Consider the following 23,869-nt stretch of genomic DNA (forward strand, 5'->3'; position numbering starts at 1 on the left):
CCAATACCCGGAAGCTTAGGTTCCGTTCACGTCAATTCGCGACGAACGGTGACGGAGTGCATGCGTTATGTGATGTGCTGGGGATCGGCGCTGACATCCGGCGCACCAGAGTTGTCCGGGGGACTCGAGGGAGGGGAGCGGTATGGGGGCGGAGCAGATTCGGCGATGGGAGTCGGGTGCCCTCGCGCATGCCGTGAGCGATCCCTTCGGGCAGGGCCCCCTGCCCTGGCTGCGCGGCAGCGAGAACTACTTCGACGACACCGGCCAGGTCGTCCCCTGGTACGCGGACCCCGAACTCGGCCGGAGCGGCACCGGCGGCGGCACGCGTACCGCCGACGACGTGCACCGGCAGATCAAGGGCTTCGTCTCGCCCGGCGCCGCGGCCCCCGGCGAGGCGATCGACTTCCACATCACGGTGGACCCGCCCCAGCAGTTCTCCGTCGACGTCTACCGCATCGGTCACTACGGCGGCGACGGCGCCGCCAAGATCACCACGAGCCCCCGGCTCTCCGGCATCGTCCAGCCGGCCCCGCTGGCCGCTGACCGCACGGTCTCCTGCCACCACTGGTGGCTCTCCTGGCGGCTCCAGATCCCCAGTTACTGGTCCGTCGGCGCGTACGTGGCCGTCCTCACCACCGCCGACGGCTACCGCTCCCACATCCCGTTCACGGTCCGCGACGACCACCCCGCCGACCTGCTCCTCCTGCTCCCCGACATCACCTGGCAGGCGTACAACCTCTACCCCGAGGACGGCCGTACCGGCGCCAGCCTCTACCACGCCTGGGACGAACAGGGACGGCTGCTCGGCGAGGAGGACGCCGCCGTCACCATCTCCTTCGACCGTCCGTACGCGGGCGCTGGGCTGCCCCTTCACGTCGGGCACGCCTACGACTTCATCCGCTGGGCCGAGCGGTACGGATACGACCTGGCCTACGCCGACGCCCGCGATCTCCACGCCGGCCGCGTCGACCCCAGCCGATACCGGGGCCTGGTCTTCCCCGGCCACGACGAGTACTGGTCCGTGCCGATGCGCCGTACCACCGAGCTGGCACGGGACACCGGTACCTCGCTCGTCTTCCTCTCCGCCAACACCATGTACTGGCAGGTCGGCCTCTCCCCGTCCGCCTCCGGCGTCCCCGACCGCCTGCTCACCTGCCGCAAGCGCCGGGGGCCGGGCAAGCCCGCCCTGTGGCGCGAGGTCGACCGCGCCGAACAGCAGCTCCTCGGCATCCAGTACGCGGGCCGGGTCCCCGAACCCCACCCGCTGGTCGTGCGGAACGCGGAGCACTGGCTCTGGGACGCGAGTGGCGCCACCGAGGGCGACACGATCGACGGGCTGGTGGCGGGCGAGGCCGACCGCTACTTCCCGCGCACCACGCTCCCCGAACACGAGAACCGCATACTGCTCGCGCACTCGCCGTACCGGGACGGCGACGGAGCCACCCGCCACCAGGAGACCTCCCTGTACCGGGCACCCTCCGGCGCGCTCGTCTTCGCCTCCGGCACCTTTGCCTGGTCCCCGGCCCTGGACCGCCCCGGCCATCTGGACCCCCGCATCCAGCGCGCCACGGCCAACCTCCTCGACCGGATCTGCAAGCGCGACTGACCCCGCGCAGGCCCGCTCGCAACTCTCCCCGCGCAGGCGCTTCGCGCAGGCCACTCAGTACTCCGCGCAGGCGCTTCGCGCAGGCCACTCAGTACTCCGCGCAGGCATTTCGCGCAGGCCACTCGGCACTCTCCGCAGGCGCCTCGCGCACACCTCGGACGCGCTGACAGGCCCCGCTCCCCGCCTCCCCGTCCCCATACGGGACAATCGGACAACTCCTGGATCAACCTACGCGGAGGCAGCGTGTCCGGTTTCGTAGAAAAGCCCGAGCCCGTGCAGGTTCCGGGTCTCACCCACCTGCACACCGGCAAGGTGCGCGACCTGTACCGGAACGAGGCGGGCGACCTCGTCATGGTCGCCAGCGACCGTATGTCCGCGTACGACTGGGTCCTGCCCACCGAGATCCCCGACAAGGGCCGTGTCCTCACCCAGCTGTCGCTGTGGTGGTTCGACCAGCTCGCCGATCTCGTCCCGAACCACGTCCTGTCCGCGGAGCTCCCCGCCGGAGCCCCCGCCGACTGGGCCGGCCGGACGCTGATCTGCAAGTCTCTGCGCATGGTGCCCGTCGAGTGCGTCGCGCGCGGCTATCTGACCGGCTCCGGACTCGTCGAGTACGAGGCGTCCCGCACCGTCTGCGGCCTCGCTCTCCCCGAAGGTCTCGTCGACGGCTCCGAACTCCCGGCCCCGATCTTCACGCCCGCCACGAAGGCGGCCGTCGGGGACCACGACGAGAACGTGAGTTACGAGGAAGTGGCCCGGGAGGTCGGCGCGGAGACGGCCGCCCGGCTGCGCCGCACGACCCTCGACGTGTACGGCCGGGCCCGTGACATCGCGCGTGAGCGCGGGATCATCCTCGCCGACACGAAGTTCGAGTTCGGCTTCGCCACCAACAGCGAGGGCGAGGACGAGCTGATCATCGGGGACGAGGTGCTGACCCCCGACTCCTCGCGCTTCTGGCCCGCCGAGACCTGGGAGCCGGGCCGCGCCCAGCCCTCGTACGACAAGCAGTTCGTGCGTGACTGGCTGACCTCGCCGGCCTCCGGCTGGGACCGCACGAGCGAGCAGCCGCCGCCGGCGCTGCCGCAGGAGATCGTGGACGCGACCCGCGCCAAGTACATCGACGCCTACGAACTGCTGACCGGCATCACCTGGTCGTAGTACCCCGCGGACACGAAGAAGGCCCCGGTCACGAGGACCGGGGCCTTCTTGCGTGGAGCGAACGACGAGGTTCGAACTCGCGACCTCAACCTTGGCAAGGTTGCGCTCTACCAGCTGAGCTACGTTCGCAGTGCGCCGAAGCGCGGTGCCTACTATACCCACCCTCGCCGGCGTGCGAGACGCACTGCCGCATGACGGTTCTCCGCACCGAGTTTGGAGACGGCCGACGACAGGTAGTTGCGCACGGTTCCCTGCGACAGTGACGCCCGCTCCGCGATGTCCGCTACGGGTGCTCCGTCCGCGGCCAGTTCCAGCACCTCCGTCTCGCGGGCGGTCAGCGGCGAGTCCCCGGCGGAGATCGCGTCGGCGGCCAACTCCGGGTCCACGTATCGGTTTCCGGCGTGCACCGTGCGGATGATCTCGGCCAGCCGCCGGGCGCTGACCGTCTTCGGTACGAAGGCCCGGACGCCCGCCGCGAGCGCGCGCTTCAGGTGCCCGGGCCTGCCGTGGCTCGTCACGATCATCGTCCGGCAGCCGGGCAGTTCGGCCCGCAGCGATGTGGCGACCTTCACACCGTCGGCACCCGGCATCTCCAGATCAAGGACCGCGACGTCGGGCCGGTGAGTCAGTGCCATCGCGAGGGCTTCGGGGCCGGTCGCCGCCTCGGCGACCAGGACGATGTCGTCCTCCAGCCCGAGAAGCGCGGCCAGCGCGCCCCGGATCAGGTGCTCGTCGTCGGCGAGCAGGACCCGGACGGGGCGGGGTGCGGATGTCATCGTTCCTCCAGCAGGGCGGGTGCGCTTTCCGTCGCCGTCACCACGGACACCGGTGAAGGCGCTGACGGTGAAGGCGCTGATGGTGAAGGCGCCGATGATGACGCCAGCGGGACGGTCGCCGTCAGGCGGAACAGGCCGTCGTCCACCGGCCCCGCCTCCAGCCGGCCGTCGACCGCGTCGAGCCGTTCCCGCAGGCCGTCGAGCCCCGAGCCGCCGCCGGAGACGACAGCCGTGTCCGCGGACACCCCGTCGTTCTCCACCACCAGCCGCACGTCGTCCCGCGAGGCGTCGAGCCGGATGACGCACCGCCGGGGATCGCCGTGCCGCAGCACGTTCGTGGCGGCCTCGCGTACGGCCCAGCCGAGCGCCGACTGCACCGGGGCGGGAAGCGGCCCGCCGTCGCCGTGGACGGTGCACTCGATCCCGGCGGCCCGCAGGACACCCTGGGCGCCCACCAGTTCCGTACGCAGGTCGGCCTCCCGGTATCCGCGTACGACATCGCGGACCTCCTGCTGGGAGACACGGGCGATCCGCTGCACCTCGATCATCTGGTCCACGGCCGCGGGCTTGCCGCGCTGCGCCAGTTCCACCGCCAGCTCGCTCTTCAGCGCGATCACCGCCAGATTCCGGCCCAGTACGTCGTGCATGTCACGGCCGAACCGCAGCCGCTCCTCCGCGACCGCCAGCCGGGTCTCCACGTCCTGTGCGTCGCGGAGCTTCAGCATCACCCCGAGCGTCCACGCGGAAAGCCGCACCGTGACGACTGCCAACCCGCCGCCGAAGCCCACCCCGAAGAAGGTCCCGAGCACGAAGGGCCAGCCGGCGCCCGTCAGTGCGACACCGCCGGCCAGAGCGGCCGACAGGAGCACCACGGCCAGGAAGGACAGCCACACGGGCACGAGCAGGATGAGTGAGGTCAGGAACGGCACGACCACCGCGCCCAGGGCCAGTTGCAGTTCGGGGAACGTCTCGGGCCCGGTGTACGCCCCGAGGGCCAGCAGACCCGCCGCGTTCGCGAACATCAGGGCGGCCGCGAGCACGGGCAACCGCCACTCAGGGGCCCTGCGGCCCAGATAGCTCTCGACGGACCGGGCGATCAGCGGCGCCGCGCAGACGCCCTGGGCGACCGCGGTGAGGACCGTCAGGACGATCAGTGCGGCGGGTGCGCCGGAATGCCGTACGGGACGCGTCACCGACAGGAGGACCTGCGTCACGATCGATATCCACGCGAGGGAGTGGAAGGTACCGCGCGTATACAGATCGATCTTGTCGAAGCCGGTGCGGCTCTGCCACCTTCGAACCCAGACCCGGCGTACCCACACAGTCCTGAACTTCCCTTCGGTCTCGCGCCCGTCAGCGCCGCGGGTCCCATCGGAACCACCGCTGCACAGCAAACACCCCGAGGACCGTCCAGGCCACCGCGGTCAGCCCCGCTCCGGCCACCTCGTCGCCGGGGACGCCGCCCAGCCAGCCGGCCCGGACGAGCGTCATCACGCCGGTCACCGGAAGCAGCTCGCACAGCGAAGCCGCGAGGTCCGGGAGGATCTCCAGCGGTACGAAGAGCCCGGAGCCCAGCATCGAGGCGAAGAACAGCGGCAGCGTGGTGAGCTGGGCGGTCTGGACCGTGCGGGTCAGCGCCGAGGTGGCCGCCGCCAGCGCGGACAGCATCACCAGCCCGATCAGCAGCCCCAGGATCAGCAGTTCCGGCCGCTGGGGAGCGCCCAGATCGAGTGCGACGGTGCCGACGACGACGATCAGCACGCACTGTGCGAGTGCCAGCAGCACCGCCGGAAGGGCCGTCCCGGTGAGGATCTCGCGGTCGGAGACCTCGCCGGTGCGCAGTCGCTTCAGAACGAGTTCCTCGCGCCGGGCCACGTAGGCCGCGACCAGGTTCATGTAGACCACCTGGAGCAGCACCATGCCGAGGCCGCCGCTGAGGGCGGCTCCCTCGACCGTCAGTCCGGTGCCGCCGAGGTCCACCTGCTCCAGCATGGACTTCATGGCGAAGATCATCAGCAGGGGCATCAGCAGGGCGACGAACACCGCCGTCCTGTTGCGTACGAGCAGTGTTACTTCGGCCCGCCCGAGGGCGTTCAGCCGCCCCGCCACCGTGGTGCCCGTCATGCCGCCGCCACCCTCTCCGTCTCCGTGTGCGTCTGCGCGATGTCGAGGAAAGCCTCTTCCAGCGAAGCGGAACGGGCGTCGAGCCCGAGCAGTTCCACATCCGACTCCCTGGCCCAGCGCAGGAGTTCGTGGAGCGTCTCCTGGAGTGCCACGGTGCGGATGTCGATGCGCCGGCCGTCTGCCGCCGCCCGCAGGTTCAGCGGGAGCCGGGCAGCGGTCACGCCGTCCGGCAGGGTGAAGCGGATCCTGGCGGGGCGTTCGGCCGTCACTTCGGCGATCGTGCCGGTGCTGACGATCCGCCCCTGGTGCATGATCGCCAGCCGGTCGGCGAGCGCCTCGGCCTCCTCCAGGTAGTGCGTGGTCAGCAGCACGGTCGTGCCGCCCTCCCGCAGCTCCTGGACCAGCCGCCAGGTGTCGCGCCGCCCCTCGGCGTCGAGCCCCGTCGTCGGCTCGTCCAGGAAGAGGACCTCCGGCCGGCCGAGCAGGGCCAGCGCCAGATCGAGGCGGCGGCGCTCTCCGCCGGAGAGCTGCTTGACGCGGACCCGCGCCCGGGAGCCCAGTCCCACCAGGTCGAGCACCTCGCCGGACGGTCTGGCTCCGCTGGTGCAGCCCGCCCACATCCGCATGGTTTCGGTGACGGTCAGGTCGGACGGGAAGCCGCCCTCCTGGAGCATCACGCCGGTCCGGGGACGGACCACGGCACGCTCCCGGTGCGGATCGTGGCCGAGTACGCGCACGGTTCCGGCGTCGGGGCGGGCCAGGCCCTCCAGCAGTTCGACGGTGGAGGTCTTTCCCGCACCGTTGGTACCGAGCAGGGCGAAGAGCTCGCCGCGTGCCACGGAGAAGGAGATGCCGCGCACCGCTTCGAAGCCGCCCGCATACCGCCGCCGGACCGCGTTCGCCTCGATCGCTGGGCCGGCGGGGAGAAAGTCGTCGCTGGTCATGACTCAAGGCTTCCGCCGGATCACGGCCACGAGCAGTGCGCGCTGTCATCACTGCGCATGACAAACGTCATGCGTCGTCGATAACGGATACGGCGGGGGTGCCGGCGGATACCCGACACGTACGGCTGCGGGTACGACAAAGGCCCCGGTCGATTAACGACCAGGGCCTTTGATCAAGAGCGGACGACCAGGTTCGAACTGGCGACCTCAACCTTGGCAAGGTTGCGCTCTACCAACTGAGCTACGTCCGCATTGCTGCCACTCGGCTTTCACCGGTGGAGCGCTCACCACTCTACCTGATCCACTAAGTGGTCAGACAGTGCGATGCAGAGCGGGTGACAGGAATTGCACACTGCGCCTTCCCCCTGGAAGGGGGATGTTCTACTACTGAACTACACCCGCACGCGGCTCGGGGCCCGGCCTTTCGGCCTTGCCCTTCGGCGTGCTCCAGACTCTAGCCGACCTGCAGGGGTGTCGCGCAAGTCGGCTCCCCGCGGGTGTCGGGAGGAAGGCCGGGAGCGGGCGCCGACGGAGGGTCCCGGCGCCTTCGTTCCTCAACTGGCGGCCTGGAACGCCTCGTAGACCTTCTTGGGGATCCGGCCCCGGGCCGGCACCTCCATCCGGTGCGACCGGGCCCAGGCGCGGACGGCCGCAGGGTCGGGGGCGAGTGAGGTGTGGTGGTACGAGACGGGAGTCTTGCCGTGCTTGCCGGCATTTGTCTGCTTCCGGCCGGCCGCCATGTACGGCGCCAGCGTCTTGCGTAGTTTCTTTGCATTGGCGGGATTGAGGTCGATCTCGTACGACTTCCCGTCCAGGGCGAAGGTGACCGTTTCCGCCGCTGTTCCCCCGTCGATGTCGTCGGAGAGCGTAACCACTACGCGCTGGGCCACGGATATCGGTCCTTTCCTACGGCGCCGCCGCGTCTGACATGCGGTGATGCCGGCCTTCCGGCTGTTAGGCGGATGCGGATCGACTGGTGTCGACTGTTCCGGGGCTGATGCCGCTTTCCCCAGGTAATCATTTGTACAGCGATGGGTGCCGCATTGTGAAGCCCAGCCAATTGCTTCAGCGTGTCCGTGTGCAATCCGGTGAGGAATTTTTTTCCAGGACTTTCCCCGCATGTTGTCGTGGCCGATATCTCGGCGTGATCTGCCCCGCCCGATATCTACCCGCGTAGAATTTCTGGCCAGGTACGCTGAGTGGACCCGCGGGGGTCTGGGGAACCCCCCGGAGACACAGCCGCACCACACCACCGGGAGTGCCAGTGGCACGCGTCGTAGTCGACGTCATGCTCAAGCCGGAGATCCTCGACCCGCAGGGACAGGCTGTGCAGCGCGCACTGCCCCGTCTCGGCTTCGAAGGAATCGCGGACGTACGTCAGGGAAAGCGTTTCGAGCTCGAGGTCGAGGGGCCGGTCGACGCCGCAGCCCTCGCCCGCATTAACGAGCTGGCCGAGACCTTCCTCGCCAACACCGTCATCGAGGACTTCGTCGTGAAGGTGGAGGAGGAGAAGTGACCGCTCGTATCGGCGTCGTCACTTTTCCCGGCACGCTCGACGACCAGGACAGCCTGCGGGCCGTCCGGATCGCGGGCGCCGAACCCGTATCCCTCTGGCACCGCGACAAGGACCTGCACCAGGTCGACGCCGTGGTCCTGGCGGGGGGTTTCTCCTACGGCGACTATCTGCGGGCCGGAGCCATCTCGCGTTTCTCGCCGGTGATGGAGACCATCATCGAGCAGGCGAAGGCGGGGATGCCGGTCCTCGGCATCTGCAACGGTTTCCAGATCCTCACCGAGGCACATCTGCTGCCCGGCGCCATGCTGCGCAACAACCACCTCCACTTCATCTGCCGTGACCAGAAGCTGAAGGTGGAGAACGCGGAGACCGCGTGGACCTCGGACTACACCGAGGGCCAGGAGATCTCCGTACCGCTGAAGAACGTGGACGGCCGGTACACCGCCGACGAGCGCACGCTCGACGAGCTGGAGGCGGAGGGCCGCGTCGCGTTCCGCTACCTCGACGTGAACCCCAACGGCTCGCTGCGCGACATCGCCGGCATCACCAACGCCGCGGGCAACGTCGTCGGCCTGATGCCGCACCCGGAGCACGCCGTCGAGCCGCTGATCGGAACCGGTGGCACCGACGGTCTCGGATTCTTCACCTCGATCATCAAGAAGCTGGTCAACGCATGAGCCTGGATACGGTCAAGCACGCGGCCGAGACCCCGGATTCCGAGCAGCCCTGGAAGGAGCTCGGCCTCAAGGAGGACGAGTACGCGCGGATTCGCGAGATCCTGGGGCGCCGTCCCACCGGTGCCGAGCTCGCCATGTACTCCGTGATGTGGTCCGAGCACTGCTCGTACAAGAGCAGCAAGGTCCACCTCAAGCAGTTCGGCGAGAAGGTCCCCGAGAACGACGCGATGCTCGTCGGCATCGGCGAGAACGCCGGTGTGGTCGACGTCGGCCAGGGGTACGCGGTCACCTTCAAGGTCGAGTCGCACAACCACCCCTCGTACATCGAGCCCTACCAGGGCGCGGCCACCGGCGTCGGCGGCATCGTCCGCGACATCCTCGCCATGGGTGCCCGCCCGGTCGCGGTCGTCGACCCGCTGCGCTTCGGTGCGGCCGACCACCCCGACACCAAGCGGGTCCTGCCCGGAGTCGTCGCGGGGATCGGCGGCTACGGCAACTGCCTCGGCCTCCCGAACATCGGCGGCGAGGTCGTCTTCGACGCCTGCTACCAGGGCAACCCGCTCGTCAACGCCGGCTGCATCGGCGTGATGAAGCACGAGGACATCCACCTGGCCCAGGCGTCCGGCCCCGGCAACAAGGTGATCCTGTACGGCGCCCGCACGGGCGGCGACGGCATCGGCGGCGTCTCCGTGCTGGCCTCGGAGACCTTCGAGTCGACCGGTCCGGCCAAGCGGCCCGCGGTCCAGGTCGGTGACCCGTTCCAGGAGAAGCTCCTCATCGAGTGCACCCTGGAGATCTTCAAGGAGAAGCTCGTCGCGGGCATCCAGGACCTCGGCGGCGCCGGGCTCTCCTGCGCCACGAGCGAGCTGGCCTCGGCAGGCTCCGGCGGTATGCGCGTCGAGCTGGACACCGTGCCGCTGCGCGACTCCTCCCTCTCGCCCGAGGAAATCCTCATGAGCGAGTCGCAGGAGCGCATGTGCGCGATCGTCGAGCCGCAGCACGTCGACCGCTTCATGGAGATCTGCGAGAAGTGGGACGTCATCGCCACCGTCATCGGTGAGGTGACCGAGGGCTCGCAGCTGGAGATCTTCTGGCACGGCGAGCAGATCGTCGACGTGCCGCCGCGGTCCGTCGCCCACGAGGGCCCGACGTACCACCGCCCGTTCGCCCGCCCCTCGTGGCAGGACGCGCTCCAGGCCGACGACGCCGGCAAGCTGGCCCGTCCGGCGAACGGTGCCGAGCTGCGCGAGCAGGTCCTCAGGCTGGTCGCTTCCCCGAACCAGGCTTCCAAGTCCTGGATCACCGACCAGTACGACCGCTTCGTGCAGGGCAACACCGTGCTGGCGATGCCCGAGGACGCGGGCATGGTCCGGATCGACGAGAAGTCGAACCTGGGTGTGGCCATGGCGACCGACGGCAACGGCCGGTACGCGAAGCTCGACCCGTACACGGGTGCGCAGCTCGCGCTGGCGGAGTCGTACCGCAACGTCGCCGCGTCCGGCGCCAAGCCGCTCGCGATCTCGGACTGCCTGAACTTCGGTTCGCCCGAGGACCCGGATGTCATGTGGCAGTTCGCCGAGGCCACCCGTGGCCTCGCGGACGGCTGCCTGGAGCTCGGTACGCCGGTCACCGGCGGCAACGTGTCGCTGTACAACCAGACCGGTGACACGGCGATCCACCCGACGCCGGTCGTGGCCGTGCTCGGTGTGATCGACGACGTCACGCGGCGTACGCCGGTCGCCTTCGCGGAAGAGGGCCAGCTCCTCTACCTGCTGGGTGACACGCACGACGAGTTCGGCGGCTCGGCCTGGTCCGAGGTCATCCACCAGCACCTCGGCGGTATGCCGCCCAGGGTCGACCTGGGCCGCGAGAAGCTGCTCGGCGAGATCCTGATCTCGGCGTCCCGCGACGGCATGATCGACGCGGCGCACGACCTCTCGGACGGCGGCCTGATCCAGGCGGTCTCCGAGTCCTGCCTGCGCGGTGGGAAGGGTGCACGGCTCGTCGTGCCGGACGGCCTCGACGCGTTCACCTTCCTGTTCTCCGAGTCGGCCGGGCGTGCGATCGTCTCGATCCCGCGCAGCGAGGAGCTCCGCTTCAACGACATGTGCGGTGCGCGGGGTCTGCCCGTGACCCGGATCGGTGTCGTGGACGGCGAGGAGATCGAGGTCCAGGGCGAGTTCAGCATTCCGCTGAGCGAGCTGCGCACGGCCCACGAGGCCATCATCCCGGCGCTGTTCGGCTGAGCCCGACCGCTCACGTTTCGCCGAAGCCCCCGCCCGGTCATCCGGACGGGGGCTTCTTCGTCGCACCCTTGAACGGTATTACGTCATTACGTAAACTCTTGGCATCGAGCTTGAGGAGCGGGTCGCCGCGCTGGAACGGCGACTCGCGGCGCTGGAACGGCCGCCGCGCCCGGAGCCTGCCGCCGCCGCGGAAGAGTGCTGGAGCGAGGCCGATTTCTGGGCGCTGGAAGGGCTGAAACAGCAGCTCAGCGGCGACGATGACGCCACGGCCGACGGGGGAGTGCTCTACACCGGTGCGGTACGCCTGCCGACCGGCGAGCAGTACGAGTGGCAGTACGGCGTTCTCACCACGCAGCTGCTGGGTCCGGACGAGGACCCGCCCGACTGGTCGGACCTCGCGGAGTCCCTGGCCGCTCTCGGCCATCCGGTGCGACTGCGGCTGCTCCGCGAGATCCTCGCGGGCCGCCGCACGGCCGCGGAGCTGACGGCGCTCGACGGCGTCGGCACCACCGGCCAGATCTACCACCACCTGCGCCAGCTGGCCGGTGCCGGCTGGCTGCACACGACGGGACGCGGACGGTACGAGGTGCCGGGCGTCCGGGTCGTTCCGCTCCTGGTGGTGCTGACGGCGGGACGACGCTGAGCGGTCCCGCACCCATGCCGAGCCGTCCGAACGAGGGGGACACCATGTCCGTACGCAAAGCCGCCATGATCCTGTACCGCTGCTGCTGGATCGCTTTCGTGGCGCTGGTGGTCGTGAGCTTCCTGACCGATCCGCTGATCCCCTACGGTCTGACGTTCGTGCCGGCGGCCGTCGCGATCGTCATCGGTCTCGCGATGGGCCGCCGCAGCCGTACGGAACTGGCGAAGGCGGTCCCTCCGGTGGAGGCCGAGCCGCCGGTGACCGGCCGTTGGACCGCGTTGAACAGCCCGGCGGACAAGGTGCCCAGCCATGGGACGCACGGCTACGGGCAGACGTACGCGATCGACATCGTGGCCGAACCGGAGGGCCCCGGGGCCCCGGTCCGCCCGCCGTTCCGATGGCTGTGGCCGGTCGTCCGCCGCAACCGGGACTTCCCCGCCTTCGGCGCCCCGCTCCTCGCGGTCGCGGACGGCACCGTGGTGCACGCGAGCCACGGCCAGCGTGACCACCTCAGCCGGAACTCGGGCCCCGCTCTCGCCTACCTGATGCTGATCGAGGCATCCGTCCGCGATATGACGAGCGCACGCAGGATCTTCGGGAACCACCTCGTCCTCGACCTCGGCGACGGTACGTACGCGGTGTACGCCCACCTCCGGCGCGGCTCGCTCCGGGTGAAGGCGGGTGACACGGTCCGGGCCGGACAGGAGCTCGCCGAGTGCGGCAACTCCGGCAACTCCACCGAACCGCACGTCCACTTCCAGCTGATGGACGACCCGGACCTGGATGTGGCGCGCGGGATCCCGTTTCGCTGGCGCGGCATCGGCGTACCGGCCAATGGGGAGCACTTCACGGCAGGGGCGTCCACGGGCGGCTGCCCCGACGCCGCCACCGGTTCCTCCGATGCCGCCGCGGGCTTCCCCGGTGCCGCCGGTTCCTCCGGTCTCGCCCGGGAGCTCCGGGGATTGTCGTAGCCGCCGGTTAGTCTCGCCCGTATGCCTCCGGCCAAGAAGCGCTTGCGCACGTACGACGCCACCAGGACCAGGGCCGCGGTCCTGGCCCAGTACGCCCATGTCCGGGAAGGCGTCCGGGCCCTGACGCCCGAACAGCTGGCGCTGCCGACCCGGCTCGGGGACTGGACGGTGCGGGAGCTCGCCGCGCACCTCACGATGTCGCTCTCCCGCGTCACCACCGCTCTGGAGCAGCCGGAGCCGACCGGTCCGAAGCCCGGTCTCGCCCTGCTGGAGTGGCCGTTCTCCACGGCGGGGCGGGCGGAGGGCATCGCCGACGACACCCGGGCACTGGCCGCCGCGCACCCGGATCTGTACGCGCTGTACGGCGAGGTCGCCGACCGCTTCGAGGCGCAGGTGCCCGCCGTCCCCGGGGACCGGCTGGTCGCGACCCGGGCAGGGTCGATGCGGCTCGGAGACTTCCTGGTCACCCGCACGGTGGAGCTGGTCGCGCACACCGACGACCTGAACGCGGCGGCCGGCCTGGACATCCCGTACGACCGGCAGGCGCTCGCCGCGTGCACCCGGCTCCTCGCCGACGCCCTGGCGGACAGGGCCCCGGGCGGTTCGGTCGAGGTGCGTATCCCGCCGTTCGCCGTCGTCCAGTGCATCGGCGGCCCCAAGCACACCCGGGGCACACCGCCCAATGTCGTCGAGACCGGTCCGCTCGTCTGGACCCGGCTCGCCACCGGCCGCACCCACTGGGCCGAGGCGCTGGAAGCGGCCGAGGTCAGCGCGAGCGGGGAGCGGGCCGATCTCGCCCCTCTGCTCCCGCTGATGGGCTGAGGGGAACCGGATCGGCACCCCGATCCGTCCCAGGGCCATGCGCACTCAACGTATGACTGTCAGCGTCCTGGCCCTCCTCACCCTCGCCGCCTGCGGCACGGAGTCGGGTTCCGGAGCCGGCTCCGGCGCGGGAACCGGCGACGGCAGCGGCACGGTGCGCACCGGCCTTCCCGTCACCGACGTCCGCTGGAAAGTCCAGTCCCTGACCGTCGGCGGGAAGAAGTCCACCGCACCGGCCGCCGCTCACGTACGGATCGACTCCAAGGGCAAGGCCACCGGGAACCTCGGCTGCAACCACTACACCGCCGATGTCCGTGTCGAGGGCGACACCGTGACCCTCGGGCCGGGCATCACCACCGAAATGGCGTGCGAGAAGGACGTGCAGGACTTCGAGAACGCCCTGTCCCGCGCGTTCAGCGGCTCCCTCAAGGCTGCCGTGGTGAACAAGACCCTCACCCTGACGACTCCCAAGGGGGACACCATCACCCTCACGTCCGAGCCCCCGGCCCCGCTCACCGGCACCACCTGGACCGTCACCACCCTGACCGACGGAGAGATCGCGGCCTCGCTGCCCGCCGGCACCCGGGACAAGGCACCCCGTCTCACCTTCGGCAAGGACGGCACCGTGGAGGGCAGCCTCGGCTGCAACAGCTTCCACGGCAAGGCGACGGTGGCCGGCTCGTCGATCACCTTCGGACCGCTCGCCTCCACCCGCAAGATGTGCGGAGAGGCCGAGATGGACGTCGAACGGTCCATGCTCGCCGTCCTCCGGGGGAAGACGGCGTACACGATCGATCACCACGCCCTGTCCCTCACCGCGGAGAACGGCAAGGGACTGGGCGCCTCCGCTCCCGAAGGCGAGAAGTAGCGGTCACGCACCGCCCGTCGGGTACGGCAGCAACTGTGCGTTCGTCCGCTCCCAGGACGCCCGCAGGCCGGCCAGCAGCTCCGGTTCGGCCGCGGCCCGGTCGGCCTGCTCACGCTGGTCGTGCGAGAGCCGGAACAGCTGATCGGTGCCGCCCTTGCCCCGGTAGTACTTCCACTCGCCGCGCCGCAGTGCCCGTTCCCCGCGCACGCGCCAGAACAGGTCCCGCTCCCCGGGCTCCTCGTCGCGCAGCAGATACCCGGCGAGGCTGGTGCCGTCGAGCGGGTAGGCCGGGTCGGGCCGCGCCCCGCCGAGCTCCAGCAGCGTGGCCGTCCAGTCGGGGGAGAACACCGGCAGGCCGCTGACCTGGCCCGCGTCGATCCGGGCGGGCCAGCGCAGCACGGCGGGGACCCGGATGCCGCCCTCCTGGAGCGAGCCCTTGTTGCCGGCGAGGGGCCAGTTGTACGAGAACCGCTCACCGCCGTTGTCGCTGGCGAAGAAGACCAGGGTGTCCTCCGCCCGGCCGGACCGGTCGAGTGCCTTCAGCACCTCGCCGACCGAGCGGTCCAGATCCTCGACCATCTCCTTGTACTTCTGGAGCGAGCCGCCGTCGCCGTGCTGGAGCGCACGCCGGTCACCGGCCTTGATCCGCCGCACGATCTCGGCGCTCTCCTCGGTGTCCCCGTCCGCGATCCACGGCCAGTGCGGGGTGGTGAAGTTGAGGTTGAGCAGCCACGGCTTGTCGTGGTCGCGCTGCACGTACTCGCTCGCGCGCTCGGTCAGGATGCGGGTGTAGTACCGCAGGTCCTTGTACGTGGCGTCGCCCTCGTACAGGTCGTACTCGCCGCCGAGACCGAGCTTGGAGTAGTACTCCAGCGCCCCGCCGAAGTTGCCGAAGAACTCGTCCCACCCGGACTTCGTGGGGCTGTAGTCGGGCAGGTATCCGCAGTGCCACTTGCCGATGAGCGCGGTGGAGTAGCCCGCGCCACGCAGCAGCGAGGCGAGGGTCGGATGAGTGGGTTCCAGACCCACCGACCTGTCCGCGATGGGCTCGGCGAGCCCGCCCTTCGTACGTCCCGGATAGCGCCCGGTGTAGAGGCTGAACCGGGTGGGGGAGCAGGTCGCCGAGCCGGAGTACGCGTCCGTGAACCGCACCCCCTGCCGCCCGAGCCGGTCCAGATGGGGCGTGCGGATGTCGGGGGCGCCGTACGAGGAGAGATCGGCCCAGCCCAGGTCGTCGCCGAGGATGAAGAGGATGTTGGGCCGCCGGGAGTGCTTGCCGCGAGCCGCCCGGAAGGGCCGCTCACGTGGCGCGGTTACCGGGGCGGCGGGTCCGGCGGCGGCGGGTCCGGCGGCCGAGAGGCCGATGGCGGCGGTGGCCGCGGTCGCGCCGACGGCCGTGCCGAAGGCGCGACGGGTCAGGGAGGAGGACGAATCCCCAAGGGAACTGGTGTTCGGCTGATCTGCGGACATGAGGACTCCTGTCAGGGCCGCGCACGCGGCGGATGACGGCAGGGGCGGGCGGAGGAACCCGTCAGGCGCCAGGTGCGCACGGCAGTGCGCCCGGACCGGGGGCGGGCGATGAGAGGGAGACGAACAAGGGAGAACTCAGCGCACGCTCAACGGGGTCTATGAAGACCCGGCGGTGGTGCGGAGTGACTCAGGCGCAGCGACAGATGGCGCTCGCCACACGTCCCAGATCGACGTGGCGGCGCTCCACGAGCGTGACCGAAAGATCACCGAGGGGCTGCATGGCCCAGGAGCCTGCCAAGCGGCCGTGCGCCTGTCAATGCCGGTCTCGAACCCCGGACGCTCACGCGCCGGAAGGCCACGCTCACCGTCCGCCCCCGGGGATACGGCCCTGCCGAGAGGTTCCGAGCGCCTTCACGGTCGGCCCGCAGTGTGAGGCTCACCACGAAACGAGCGTTCGGCCAGCGGCTCGACGGGCGGCGCGCCGGATCACCGAGTGCCACGACGCGCGCTCCCTGCTCCGTACGGCCGGTGGCCTGAACCGATCGGTATCCCGCCGGTAATCCGGGCGCCTGCCGCCCAAAGCGCGCAGACGGACTGTCCGGCCACCGTCGCCCGGTCACCCGGAGTGATCGTCCAGGGGTGCGTGGAGGGCTCGTCCGGGGCGCCCTTCACGCACGCCCGCAGTGCCACGACAGCCCCTGCGGTGTGGGCACCGAATTCGGACCGGTGGTCGATCTCGCCTACACTCGGTGGCGTGCCTCGTGGTGATGGACGACTCAACCACGACCTGCTCCCCGGAGAGAAAGGCCCCCAGGACGCTTGTGGCGTCTTCGGTGTCTGGGCTCCGGGCGAAGAGGTCGCCAAGCTCACCTATTTCGGACTGTATGCCCTGCAGCACCGTGGACAGGAGTCCGCGGGCATCGCAGTGAGCAACGGGTCCCAGATCCTGGTCTTCAAGGACATGGGACTGGTCTCGCAGGTCTTCGACGAAACGTCTCTGGGATCGCTCCAGGGCCATATCGCGGTCGGTCATGCCCGCTACTCCACCACCGGTGCCTCGGTGTGGGAGAACGCGCAGCCGACGTTCCGTGCCACCGCGCACGGCTCGATCGCCCTGGGTCACAACGGCAATCTGGTCAATACGGCCCAGCTCGCGGAGATGGTCGCCGACCTGCCCCGCAAGGACGGCCGCGCCACCCAGGTCGCCGCGACCAACGACACCGATCTCGTGACGGCGCTGCTCGCCGGACAGACCGATGACGACGACAAGCCGCTCACCATCGAGGAAGCCGCCACCAAGGTGCTTCCCGAGGTCAAGGGCGCGTTCTCGCTCGTCTTCATGGACGAGCACACGCTCTACGCCGCCCGCGACCCGCAGGGCATCCGCCCGCTGGTCCTCGGACGCCTGGAGCGCGGCTGGGTGGTGGCCTCCGAGTCCGCCGCCCTCGACATCTGCGGCGCCAGCTTCGTCCGTGAGGTCGAGCCGGGCGAGCTGATCGCCATCGACGAGAACGGCCTGCGCACCTCCCGCTTTGCGGAAGCGAAGCCCAAGGGCTGTGTCTTCGAGTACGTCTACCTGGCCCGCCCCGACACCGATATCGCCGGGCGGAACGTCTACCTCTCCCGGGTGGAGATGGGCCGCAGGCTGGCCGCGGAAGCCCCGGTCGAGGCGGATCTGGTCATAGCGACTCCGGAATCCGGCACACCCGCCGCGATCGGATACGCCGAAGCCAGCGGAATCCCGTTCGGCGCCGGACTGGTCAAGAACGCGTACGTCGGCCGGACCTTCATCCAGCCGTCCCAGACCATCCGCCAGCTGGGAATCCGGCTCAAGCTGAACCCGCTCAAGGAAGTCATCAAGGGCAAGCGCCTGGTGGTCGTCGACGACTCGATCGTCCGCGGCAACACCCAGCGCGCACTGGTCCGGATGCTCCGCGAGGCCGGTGCCGCCGAGATCCACATCCGGATCTCCTCCCCGCCGGTCAAGTGGCCCTGCTTCTTCGGCATCGACTTCGCGACCCGCGCCGAGCTGATCGCCAACGGCATGACGGTCGACGAGATCGCCACCTCCATGGGTGCCGACTCGCTCTCGTACATCTCGCTCGACGCGATGGTCGAGGCGACGACGATCGCCAAGCCGAATCTCTGCCGCGCCTGCTTCGACGGTGAATACCCGATGGAGCTCCCGGACCCGGAGCTGCTCGGCAAGCAGCTGCTGGAGACCGAGCTGGCGGCCGGCCCTGCCGCGACCGCGGCGGCCGACGCGCTGCGTCGTCCGTGACCCGGAACGACCGGCGCTTCCCCCACCAGCCCCGTATTTCCACACGAAAGATCCCAGGCAATGTCTGAGACAACAGGTGCTTCCTACGCGGCAGCGGGCGTCGACATCGAAGCCGGCGACCGTGCCGTCGAGCTGATGAAGGAGTGGGTGAAGAAGACGAAGCGGCCCGAGGTCATGGGCGGCCTCGGCGGATTCGCCGGTCTCTTCGACGCCTCGGCACTCAAGCGTTACGAGCGCCCGCTCCTCGCGTCCGCCACCGACGGCGTCGGTACGAAGGTGGACCTCGCCCGTCAGATGGGCGTGTACGACACCATCGGCCACGACCTCGTCGGCATGGTCGTCGACGACCTGGTCGTCTGTGGCGCCGAGCCGCTCTTCATGACCGACTACATCTGTGTCGGCAAGGTGCACCCCGAGCGTGTCGCGGCCATCGTGAAGGGCATCGCCGAAGGCTGTGTCCTCGCGGGCTGCGCCCTGGTCGGCGGCGAGACCGCCGAGCACCCGGGCCTCCTGGGCCCCGACGACTTCGATGTGGCGGGCGCCGGTACGGGCGTGGTCGAGGCCGAGCACCTGCTCGGCCCTGACCGTATCCGCAAGGGTGACGCGGTCATCGCGATGGCGTCCTCCGGGCTTCACTCCAACGGGTACTCGCTGGTACGGCACGTGGTCTTCGACCGCGCCGGCTGGTCGCTGGACCGCCAGGTCGAGGAATTCGGCCGGACGCTCGGCGAGGAGCTCCTGGAGCCCACCAAGATCTACTCGCTGGACTGCCTGGCCCTGACCCGTACGACCGAGGTGCACGGCTTCAGTCACGTCACCGGCGGCGGTCTGGCCAACAACCTGGCCCGGGTCGTCCCGGACACGCTGCACGCCACCGTGGACCGCTCCACGTGGACGCCCGGCGCGGTCTTCGACCTGGTCGGCAAGGCCGGGCAGGTCGAGCGGCTTGAGCTGGAGAAGACGCTGAACATGGGCGTCGGCATGATCGCGATCGTCCCGGCCGGTTCCGTGGACGCCGCACTGACCACCCTGGCCGACCGGGGCGTCGAGTCCTGGGTCGCCGGTGAGATCACCGACCGGGGAACGCACACCTCGGGTGCCGAGCTGGTCGGCGACTACGCGAAGTAGGCAGTACGGGGCGGGTCACCGGGATCGTCCGGTGACCCGCCCCGATACTCCGTCGCAGGCCGGCCCGACGTCACCAGGGCAGCACAAAACCCGGTCCGAGCAGGCCCGGACCGGGTTGTTGTGTCAGCGCGAGGTCAAGCGCCGCGGCGTTGTGACGACGGACCGGACTGATCGTCCTCGTCCTCGTCATCATCGACGTTGTACTGATCCGCGTACTGTGCGTACGGGTCATCTTCCTCGTCGTCGTCCTCGAACGGCTCAGCGTTCGGTGGCTGACTCGAAGGTGATGCGCCCAGCTCATTGGCCAGACGCGACAGGTCAGTCCCGCCGCTGCTGTACTTCAGCTGACGGGCGACCTTGGTCTGCTTGGCCTTTGCCCGGCCGCGCCCCATGGCTCGACCCCCTCGGTGACGGGGCTCGACGGCCCCAGAGTCTTGACACGCGTTCATGTTTCAGGACGGACTCCCGGCTGAGAGACCGCGCCTGTAGGGCTTTAACGGTACCTGCTTCCGCGGCCATACGGTACGCCGCCCGCATGAAGCACCCCGGAACCGACCCGGCGAAGAGCCCCGTCCTCGCTGGTCAACTGCGATATTAACCTCTTCTGAGCGGCCGACCCGCCGACCGGCGTGAGTCTTGTCTCGCCGGTCGGCGGGCCGCGTCCGGTGACGGGGTCACGAAGATCCCGTCACCGGTCAGCGACGGCGTGCTTCGGCCATTCGCTGTTCGGCGATCCGGTCGGCCGCCGCGGCCGGCGGGATTCCGTCAGCCTTCGCACGTGCGAATATTGCCAGCGTGGTGTCGAAGATCTTCGTGGCCTTCGCCTTGCACCGGTCGAAGTCGAAGCCGTTGAGCTCGTCGGCGACCTGGATCACGCCACCGGCGTTCACGACGTAGTCGGGTGCGTACAGGATCGAGCGGTCGGCCAGATCCTTCTCGACGCCCGGGTGCGCGAGCTGGTTGTTGGCGGCGCCGCACACCACCTTCGCGGTGAGCACCGGCACGGTGTCGTCGTCGAGAGCTCCGCCGAGCGCGCACGGGGCGTAGATGTCCAGGCCCTCCGTACGGATCAGCGCGTCGGTGTCCGCGGCCACCGTGACCTCGGGGTGCAGGTCGGTGACCCGGCGTACCGACTCCTCCCGCACGTCCGTGACGACGACGACGGCACCGTCGGCGAGCAGGTGCTTGACCAGGTGGTGGCCGACCTTCCCGACGCCGGCGACACCGACCTTCCGGCCGCGCAGGGTCGGGTCGCCCCAGAGGTGCTGGGCGGAGGCCCGCATGCCCTGGAAGACACCGAAGGCGGTGAGCACGGAGGAGTCGCCCGCGCCGCCGTTCTCGGGGGAGCGGCCCGTGGTCCAGCGGCACTCGCGGGCGACGACGTCCATGTCGGCGACGTACGTGCCGACGTCGCAGGCGGTCACGTAGCGCCCGCCGAGGGAGGCGACGAACCGGCCGTAGGCCAGCAGCAGTTCCTCGGACTTGATCGTGTCCGGGTCGCCGATGATGACGGCCTTGCCGCCACCGTGGTCCAGGCCGGCCATGGCGTTCTTGTACGACATGCCCCGCGCGAGGTTCAGCGCGTCCGCGACGGCCTCCTCCTCGGAGGCGTACGGATAGAAGCGGGTGCCGCCGAGGGCGGGGCCCAGGGAGGTGGAGTGGATGGCGATGACGGCCTTGAGGCCGCTGGCACGGTCCTGGCAGAGCACGACTTGTTCGTGGCCCCCCTGATCCGAGTGGAACAGGGTGTGCAGGACGCCGTCGGTCACATCGGTCACTGTGGTGACTCCCAAGTACGAAGCGGCGGAAAGGCCCTCCTGAAGGTGGGGAGGGCCCCGGGCCGACCGGCACGGTCGGTCCGACTGGGCAAGAGCGTAAGTCCTCGGCGCACGGAGATCTGTGCCGGTGCCGGGGATCACCCCCTGGCGGAGTACGGGCGTGACACGATTCGGCGCATGCCGGTGGTGTCTTCAGTGCTCGTCCCCTACTCGTCCTACCTACGGGTGTACGAGCCGCTCGCCGCCTTTCCCGGGCCCGAACGTGCCCATTGGTCCCGGTATGCGGAGCGTTCGGACTTCCCCACCGCCCAGGACGAACTGCGGCGCTCGCTCGCCGACCTGTCGGCCACGCCACCCGTCGGGGTGCCCGTGCACGAGAGCGCGGACGCGTTCGTCGCCGAGGTGGGCGGAGTGGTGTGCGTCTGCCCGTGGCGGACCCGGCTGCGCGGATGGCTGGCTCTGGAGGAACTCGAGGGGATGTTTCCGGCCACGGTGTTCGACGCGGTGCTGCCTCCGGTCGTACGGGGTCAGGCGCTGACGGATTACGAGCGGTGGCGGGAGCGGAACCCGGACGCCAGGCCGTGGATCAGGACGGCGGTGTGGCAGGTCCCGGTGCGCTGGTTCGTGCTCTTCGCCGACGAGGAGAGGGAGTACGAGGAGGCGGGTGACGCCGGCGGTCCGCCGGTGCTGCGCTACCGCACCCCGATGGTGCAGGCCCGGCGCCGGCTGGCGCGGGCGCTCAGGACCCTGCGGGAGACGGTCGACGAGGGGCCGCTGACCGAGGGGCTCGTCGAGGTCGGCCGCTGGCTGGAGGAGTTCCATCCGCGGGCGCTGGTCGAGCTCGATTACGGGGGGCTGGTCCACGCGCTGCCGGCGGAGCACCTGGCCGGTGACCGCTCGGCGGCGGATGTGGCCGAGGGCATCGCGGCGCTGCGGGCCGGCGACAGCGAGGGGGCGAGCGCGGCGTACGGCCGGCTCGCCGAGCGCTGGCGGGCGGTACGGGACCGCCAGTTCGCTAATTGAGGGCGAAACCTGCCATCCATAGGCAATCGGTGCAGAGGCGCACCAACCGGCGCATAGGTGCGCGAGCCGGAGCGCATCCACACCTTTTGTAGTGCGCCGAGGGGCGCTCCGGTGAGCTGACGAGGCGTGAAAGTGCGTCCTGTGTGACCCATGTGACGAGTGGGGCGGAAGAGTACGCCGCTGAGGCCAGGACCTACGTCCCGAACCGGGCCTTTGCCTCAAGCGTGACGGATAGCACTAACGGCGCCCTTGCGCCGATCCCCACTCCTCGTGCCAAAATAGGACAAGGAGTCCGGGGAGGACTCCTTCCGTCCAACTATGGGCGGAAAGCTCGGTATTGCACTCTATGGGGGGTCTGACGACTCCTGATCGCTCTGTGACTGATCGTCACTGCTGCGTGACTGTCCGCTATGGCATGGTCCATCGGCTTCCGTCGCTGATGAACACCTGGGAGGGCAATTCCATCGGTTTGGCCGACGCGGCTGGACGGATGGTGTAGTTGTAGTGCCGAGGACAAGCCGTTCGTCCTATAACCGACTCGGCCCGCGTCCGCCATTTCGGGCAACGCGGGTCAAGGTGCAGAATTTAGAGGAAAGAACCGAGAAGGTTCGGTTCTCCCGAGGAGGCCGCTCATGACCGCTCGCACCCCTGATGCCGAGCCGCTGCTGACCCCGGCTGAGGTTGCCACGATGTTCCGCGTGGACCCGAAGACGGTCACCCGTTGGGCCAAGGCAGGCAAGCTCACGTCCATCCGCACGCTCGGTGGACATCGCCGGTACCGCGAGGCAGAGGTCCGCGCACTGCTTGCGGGTATTCCGCAGCAGCGCAGCGAGGCCTGACACACCCCTGTCGCCGCGTCATAACCGGGCACTGTTGGGCCCCCCAGCCCCCGTTGCCCACCCATAGCTCCACATGACGGACGCCTGCCCCAACGGGCGTCATACCTATGCAATACGGGTACGTCACCCGATCGCGCTGGACTCCGCCGGGTCCAGCGCGATTTTTTTGTGCCCGAACGGCCGGGAGCGGGGTGGTGTGCGAGCTGCCGCGCCGGGTCTGTTCGCCCGACCGTGCGCGAACCCGCCCGGGGCCCTGTGCGGGCCTCCTGGAGGCTCCTGGCCGGCCTCGGTGGAGCGGCCGCGGGCACCCCTCGTGAGTGGTGCAATTGCACATATTAAATTCGCCAGTTGTAAGAAGGGGGTAAAGCCACCCCTTCCCAAAACTCGTTCGGTGACTCCCGTCACAGTGGCTGAGGCTTGCCAACTCCCAGCCTGCCACTGCCGGGAAGCGGGCGACGCGGCCATTGGTCATGTAGTGGCGGGACTTTCGTCCCCGGTCTGCCCGGCGGCCCTCTGTGCCTCCGGGGGGTCGTCAGGGGCGACTGGGGCCTCGCCGGGCGCTTCTGGGCCCTCGGAGGGGCGAGAAGCGCCCGGAAGGGTGCTGGACGCCTTCGGCGCCGCCGTGGGCTCCAGGGCGAGGCGCAGCAGCCGGTGGCAGATCGGGCAGTGCCGGGTGAGGTGGCGGTAGCCGGAAGCAGCCGCCAGGTGGGCGCGCAGCAGCGCGCGGGTTTCGTGCCGTGCCGTGGACGCAGACATACGTGCACCTCCCGGTGGGCCCGCGCGGCCCCTCGCCGAGGGAAACAGGGGCAGCCTCTGCTCTACGGGTTACCCGGGGCGGACGCCGCAGTCAAGACGCACGAAAGCCCGGATCAGAAGATCCGGGCTTTCGTTTCTTGCGGTCCTGACGGGATTTGAACCCGCGGCCTCCACCTTGACAGGGTGGCGAGCACTCCAAACTGCTCCACAGGACCAGGTTTTCGCGGCTTCCTTGCGGCTGCC

Annotated in this window: 23 protein-coding genes and 4 tRNA genes; 13 read left to right on the plus strand and 14 right to left on the minus strand. The window is 69.8% G+C overall.

Annotated features, from left to right (window positions below):
- Positions 1-142: 142 nt before the first annotated feature.
- Entirely contained in the window at positions 143-1,606 is a 1,464-nt protein-coding gene (locus tag ACFWSK_RS23265) for a N,N-dimethylformamidase beta subunit family domain-containing protein (protein WP_383789364.1), read from the plus strand.
- 243 nt (positions 1,607-1,849) lie between these two features.
- Positions 1,850-2,764 (plus strand): phosphoribosylaminoimidazolesuccinocarboxamide synthase, encoded by a 915-nt coding sequence (locus ACFWSK_RS23270; RefSeq protein WP_383789367.1) that lies wholly within the window; start codon positions 1,850-1,852, stop codon positions 2,762-2,764.
- Between the two features lie 53 nt (positions 2,765-2,817).
- Here the strand turns inward: ACFWSK_RS23270 and ACFWSK_RS23275 are convergent.
- From ACFWSK_RS23275 to ACFWSK_RS23310, 8 genes are all read right to left on the minus strand, one after another.
- Positions 2,818-2,893: transfer RNA gene (locus ACFWSK_RS23275), tRNA-Gly, on the minus strand.
- A 23-nt stretch (positions 2,894-2,916) separates the two neighbouring features.
- A complete protein-coding gene (locus ACFWSK_RS23280; RefSeq protein ID WP_383789371.1) occupies positions 2,917-3,540 on the minus strand; it encodes a response regulator in 624 nt (207 codons plus the stop codon).
- Entirely contained in the window at positions 3,537-4,862 is a 1,326-nt protein-coding gene (locus tag ACFWSK_RS23285; protein ID WP_383789374.1) for a sensor histidine kinase, read from the minus strand. Before ACFWSK_RS23285 ends, ACFWSK_RS23280 begins: the two co-directional genes overlap by 4 nt.
- A 31-nt stretch (positions 4,863-4,893) precedes the next feature.
- Entirely contained in the window at positions 4,894-5,664 is a 771-nt protein-coding gene (locus ACFWSK_RS23290) for an ABC transporter permease (RefSeq protein ID WP_383789376.1), read from the minus strand.
- Positions 5,661-6,608 carry an ABC transporter ATP-binding protein gene (locus ACFWSK_RS23295; RefSeq protein ID WP_383789379.1) on the minus strand — a complete coding sequence of 316 codons (948 nt, stop codon included), beginning with the start codon at positions 6,606-6,608 and terminating at the stop codon, positions 5,661-5,663. Before ACFWSK_RS23295 ends, ACFWSK_RS23290 begins: the two co-directional genes overlap by 4 nt.
- 178 nt (positions 6,609-6,786) lie before the next feature.
- Positions 6,787-6,859, minus strand: a tRNA-Gly gene (locus ACFWSK_RS23300).
- Between the two features lie 79 nt (positions 6,860-6,938).
- Positions 6,939-7,010: transfer RNA gene (locus ACFWSK_RS23305), tRNA-Gly, on the minus strand.
- A gap of 152 nt (positions 7,011-7,162) precedes the next feature.
- Positions 7,163-7,498 carry an Lsr2 family protein gene (locus ACFWSK_RS23310; protein WP_383789382.1) on the minus strand — a complete coding sequence of 112 codons (336 nt, stop codon included), beginning with the start codon at positions 7,496-7,498 and terminating at the stop codon, positions 7,163-7,165.
- Positions 7,499-7,872: 374 nt separating this feature from the next.
- Here ACFWSK_RS23310 and purS point away from each other — a divergent pair, with 374 nt between their 5' ends.
- From purS to ACFWSK_RS23345, 7 genes are all read left to right on the plus strand, one after another.
- Complete coding sequence (purS, locus tag ACFWSK_RS23315; protein WP_383789385.1) at positions 7,873-8,124, plus strand: phosphoribosylformylglycinamidine synthase subunit PurS; 252 nt, start codon at positions 7,873-7,875, stop codon at positions 8,122-8,124.
- Positions 8,121-8,801 carry a phosphoribosylformylglycinamidine synthase subunit PurQ gene (purQ, locus tag ACFWSK_RS23320; RefSeq protein WP_383789388.1) on the plus strand — a complete coding sequence of 227 codons (681 nt, stop codon included), beginning with the start codon at positions 8,121-8,123 and terminating at the stop codon, positions 8,799-8,801. The genes purS and purQ overlap by 4 nt, the downstream gene beginning before the upstream one ends.
- Positions 8,798-11,047 carry a phosphoribosylformylglycinamidine synthase subunit PurL gene (gene purL / locus ACFWSK_RS23325; protein ID WP_383789391.1) on the plus strand — a complete coding sequence of 750 codons (2,250 nt, stop codon included), beginning with the start codon at positions 8,798-8,800 and terminating at the stop codon, positions 11,045-11,047. Before purQ ends, purL begins: the two co-directional genes overlap by 4 nt.
- Positions 11,048-11,150: 103 nt before the next feature.
- A complete protein-coding gene (locus ACFWSK_RS23330; RefSeq protein WP_383789457.1) occupies positions 11,151-11,690 on the plus strand; it encodes an ArsR/SmtB family transcription factor in 540 nt (179 codons plus the stop codon).
- Between the two features lie 44 nt (positions 11,691-11,734).
- Positions 11,735-12,661 (plus strand): M23 family metallopeptidase, encoded by a 927-nt coding sequence (locus tag ACFWSK_RS23335; RefSeq protein WP_383789394.1) that lies wholly within the window; start codon positions 11,735-11,737, stop codon positions 12,659-12,661.
- Positions 12,662-12,682: 21 nt separating this feature from the next.
- Entirely contained in the window at positions 12,683-13,483 is an 801-nt protein-coding gene (locus ACFWSK_RS23340; protein ID WP_383789397.1) for a sterol carrier family protein, read from the plus strand.
- A gap of 37 nt (positions 13,484-13,520) precedes the next feature.
- Positions 13,521-14,351 (plus strand): META domain-containing protein, encoded by an 831-nt coding sequence (locus ACFWSK_RS23345; protein ID WP_383789399.1) that lies wholly within the window; start codon positions 13,521-13,523, stop codon positions 14,349-14,351.
- Positions 14,352-14,354: 3 nt separating this feature from the next.
- On the opposite strand, the gene ACFWSK_RS23350 is transcribed toward ACFWSK_RS23345, so the two are convergent.
- Positions 14,355-15,821, minus strand: a complete 1,467-nt coding sequence (locus ACFWSK_RS23350; RefSeq protein WP_383789401.1) for a sulfatase — start codon at positions 15,819-15,821, stop codon at positions 14,355-14,357.
- A gap of 187 nt (positions 15,822-16,008) precedes the next feature.
- Positions 16,009-16,101, minus strand: a complete 93-nt coding sequence (locus tag ACFWSK_RS23355) for a putative leader peptide (RefSeq protein WP_351273646.1) — start codon at positions 16,099-16,101, stop codon at positions 16,009-16,011.
- Between the two features lie 474 nt (positions 16,102-16,575).
- On the opposite strand from ACFWSK_RS23355, the gene purF reads away from it, so the two are divergent.
- Entirely contained in the window at positions 16,576-18,102 is a 1,527-nt protein-coding gene (purF, locus tag ACFWSK_RS23360) for an amidophosphoribosyltransferase (RefSeq protein WP_383789403.1), read from the plus strand.
- Between the two features lie 60 nt (positions 18,103-18,162).
- The gene (gene purM / locus ACFWSK_RS23365; protein WP_383789406.1) at positions 18,163-19,230 is read left to right on the plus strand and encodes a phosphoribosylformylglycinamidine cyclo-ligase; all 1,068 of its coding nucleotides are present in this window, start codon (positions 18,163-18,165) and stop codon (positions 19,228-19,230) included.
- 134 nt (positions 19,231-19,364) lie between these two features.
- Here the strand turns inward: purM and ACFWSK_RS23370 are convergent, their stop codons facing one another.
- Entirely contained in the window at positions 19,365-19,622 is a 258-nt protein-coding gene (locus ACFWSK_RS23370) for a DUF3073 domain-containing protein (protein WP_352123042.1), read from the minus strand.
- Between the two features lie 303 nt (positions 19,623-19,925).
- Positions 19,926-21,008 carry a Leu/Phe/Val dehydrogenase gene (locus tag ACFWSK_RS23375; RefSeq protein WP_383789409.1) on the minus strand — a complete coding sequence of 361 codons (1,083 nt, stop codon included), beginning with the start codon at positions 21,006-21,008 and terminating at the stop codon, positions 19,926-19,928.
- 177 nt (positions 21,009-21,185) lie between these two features.
- On the opposite strand from ACFWSK_RS23375, the gene ACFWSK_RS23380 reads away from it, so the two are divergent.
- Entirely contained in the window at positions 21,186-22,031 is an 846-nt protein-coding gene (locus ACFWSK_RS23380) for a hypothetical protein (RefSeq protein ID WP_383789412.1), read from the plus strand.
- 632 nt (positions 22,032-22,663) lie between these two features.
- A complete protein-coding gene (gene bldC, locus ACFWSK_RS23385) occupies positions 22,664-22,870 on the plus strand; it encodes a developmental transcriptional regulator BldC (protein ID WP_003949541.1) in 207 nt (68 codons plus the stop codon).
- A gap of 468 nt (positions 22,871-23,338) precedes the next feature.
- On the opposite strand, the gene ACFWSK_RS23390 is transcribed toward bldC, so the two are convergent.
- A complete protein-coding gene (locus ACFWSK_RS23390) occupies positions 23,339-23,626 on the minus strand; it encodes a DUF6274 family protein (RefSeq protein WP_383789414.1) in 288 nt (95 codons plus the stop codon).
- Between the two features lie 140 nt (positions 23,627-23,766).
- Positions 23,767-23,841, minus strand: a tRNA-Asp gene (locus ACFWSK_RS23395).
- Positions 23,842-23,869 lie beyond the last annotated feature (28 nt).

This window comes from Streptomyces sp. NPDC058620 (assembly GCF_042717135.1).
Taxonomy (GTDB): domain Bacteria; phylum Actinomycetota; class Actinomycetes; order Streptomycetales; family Streptomycetaceae; genus Streptomyces.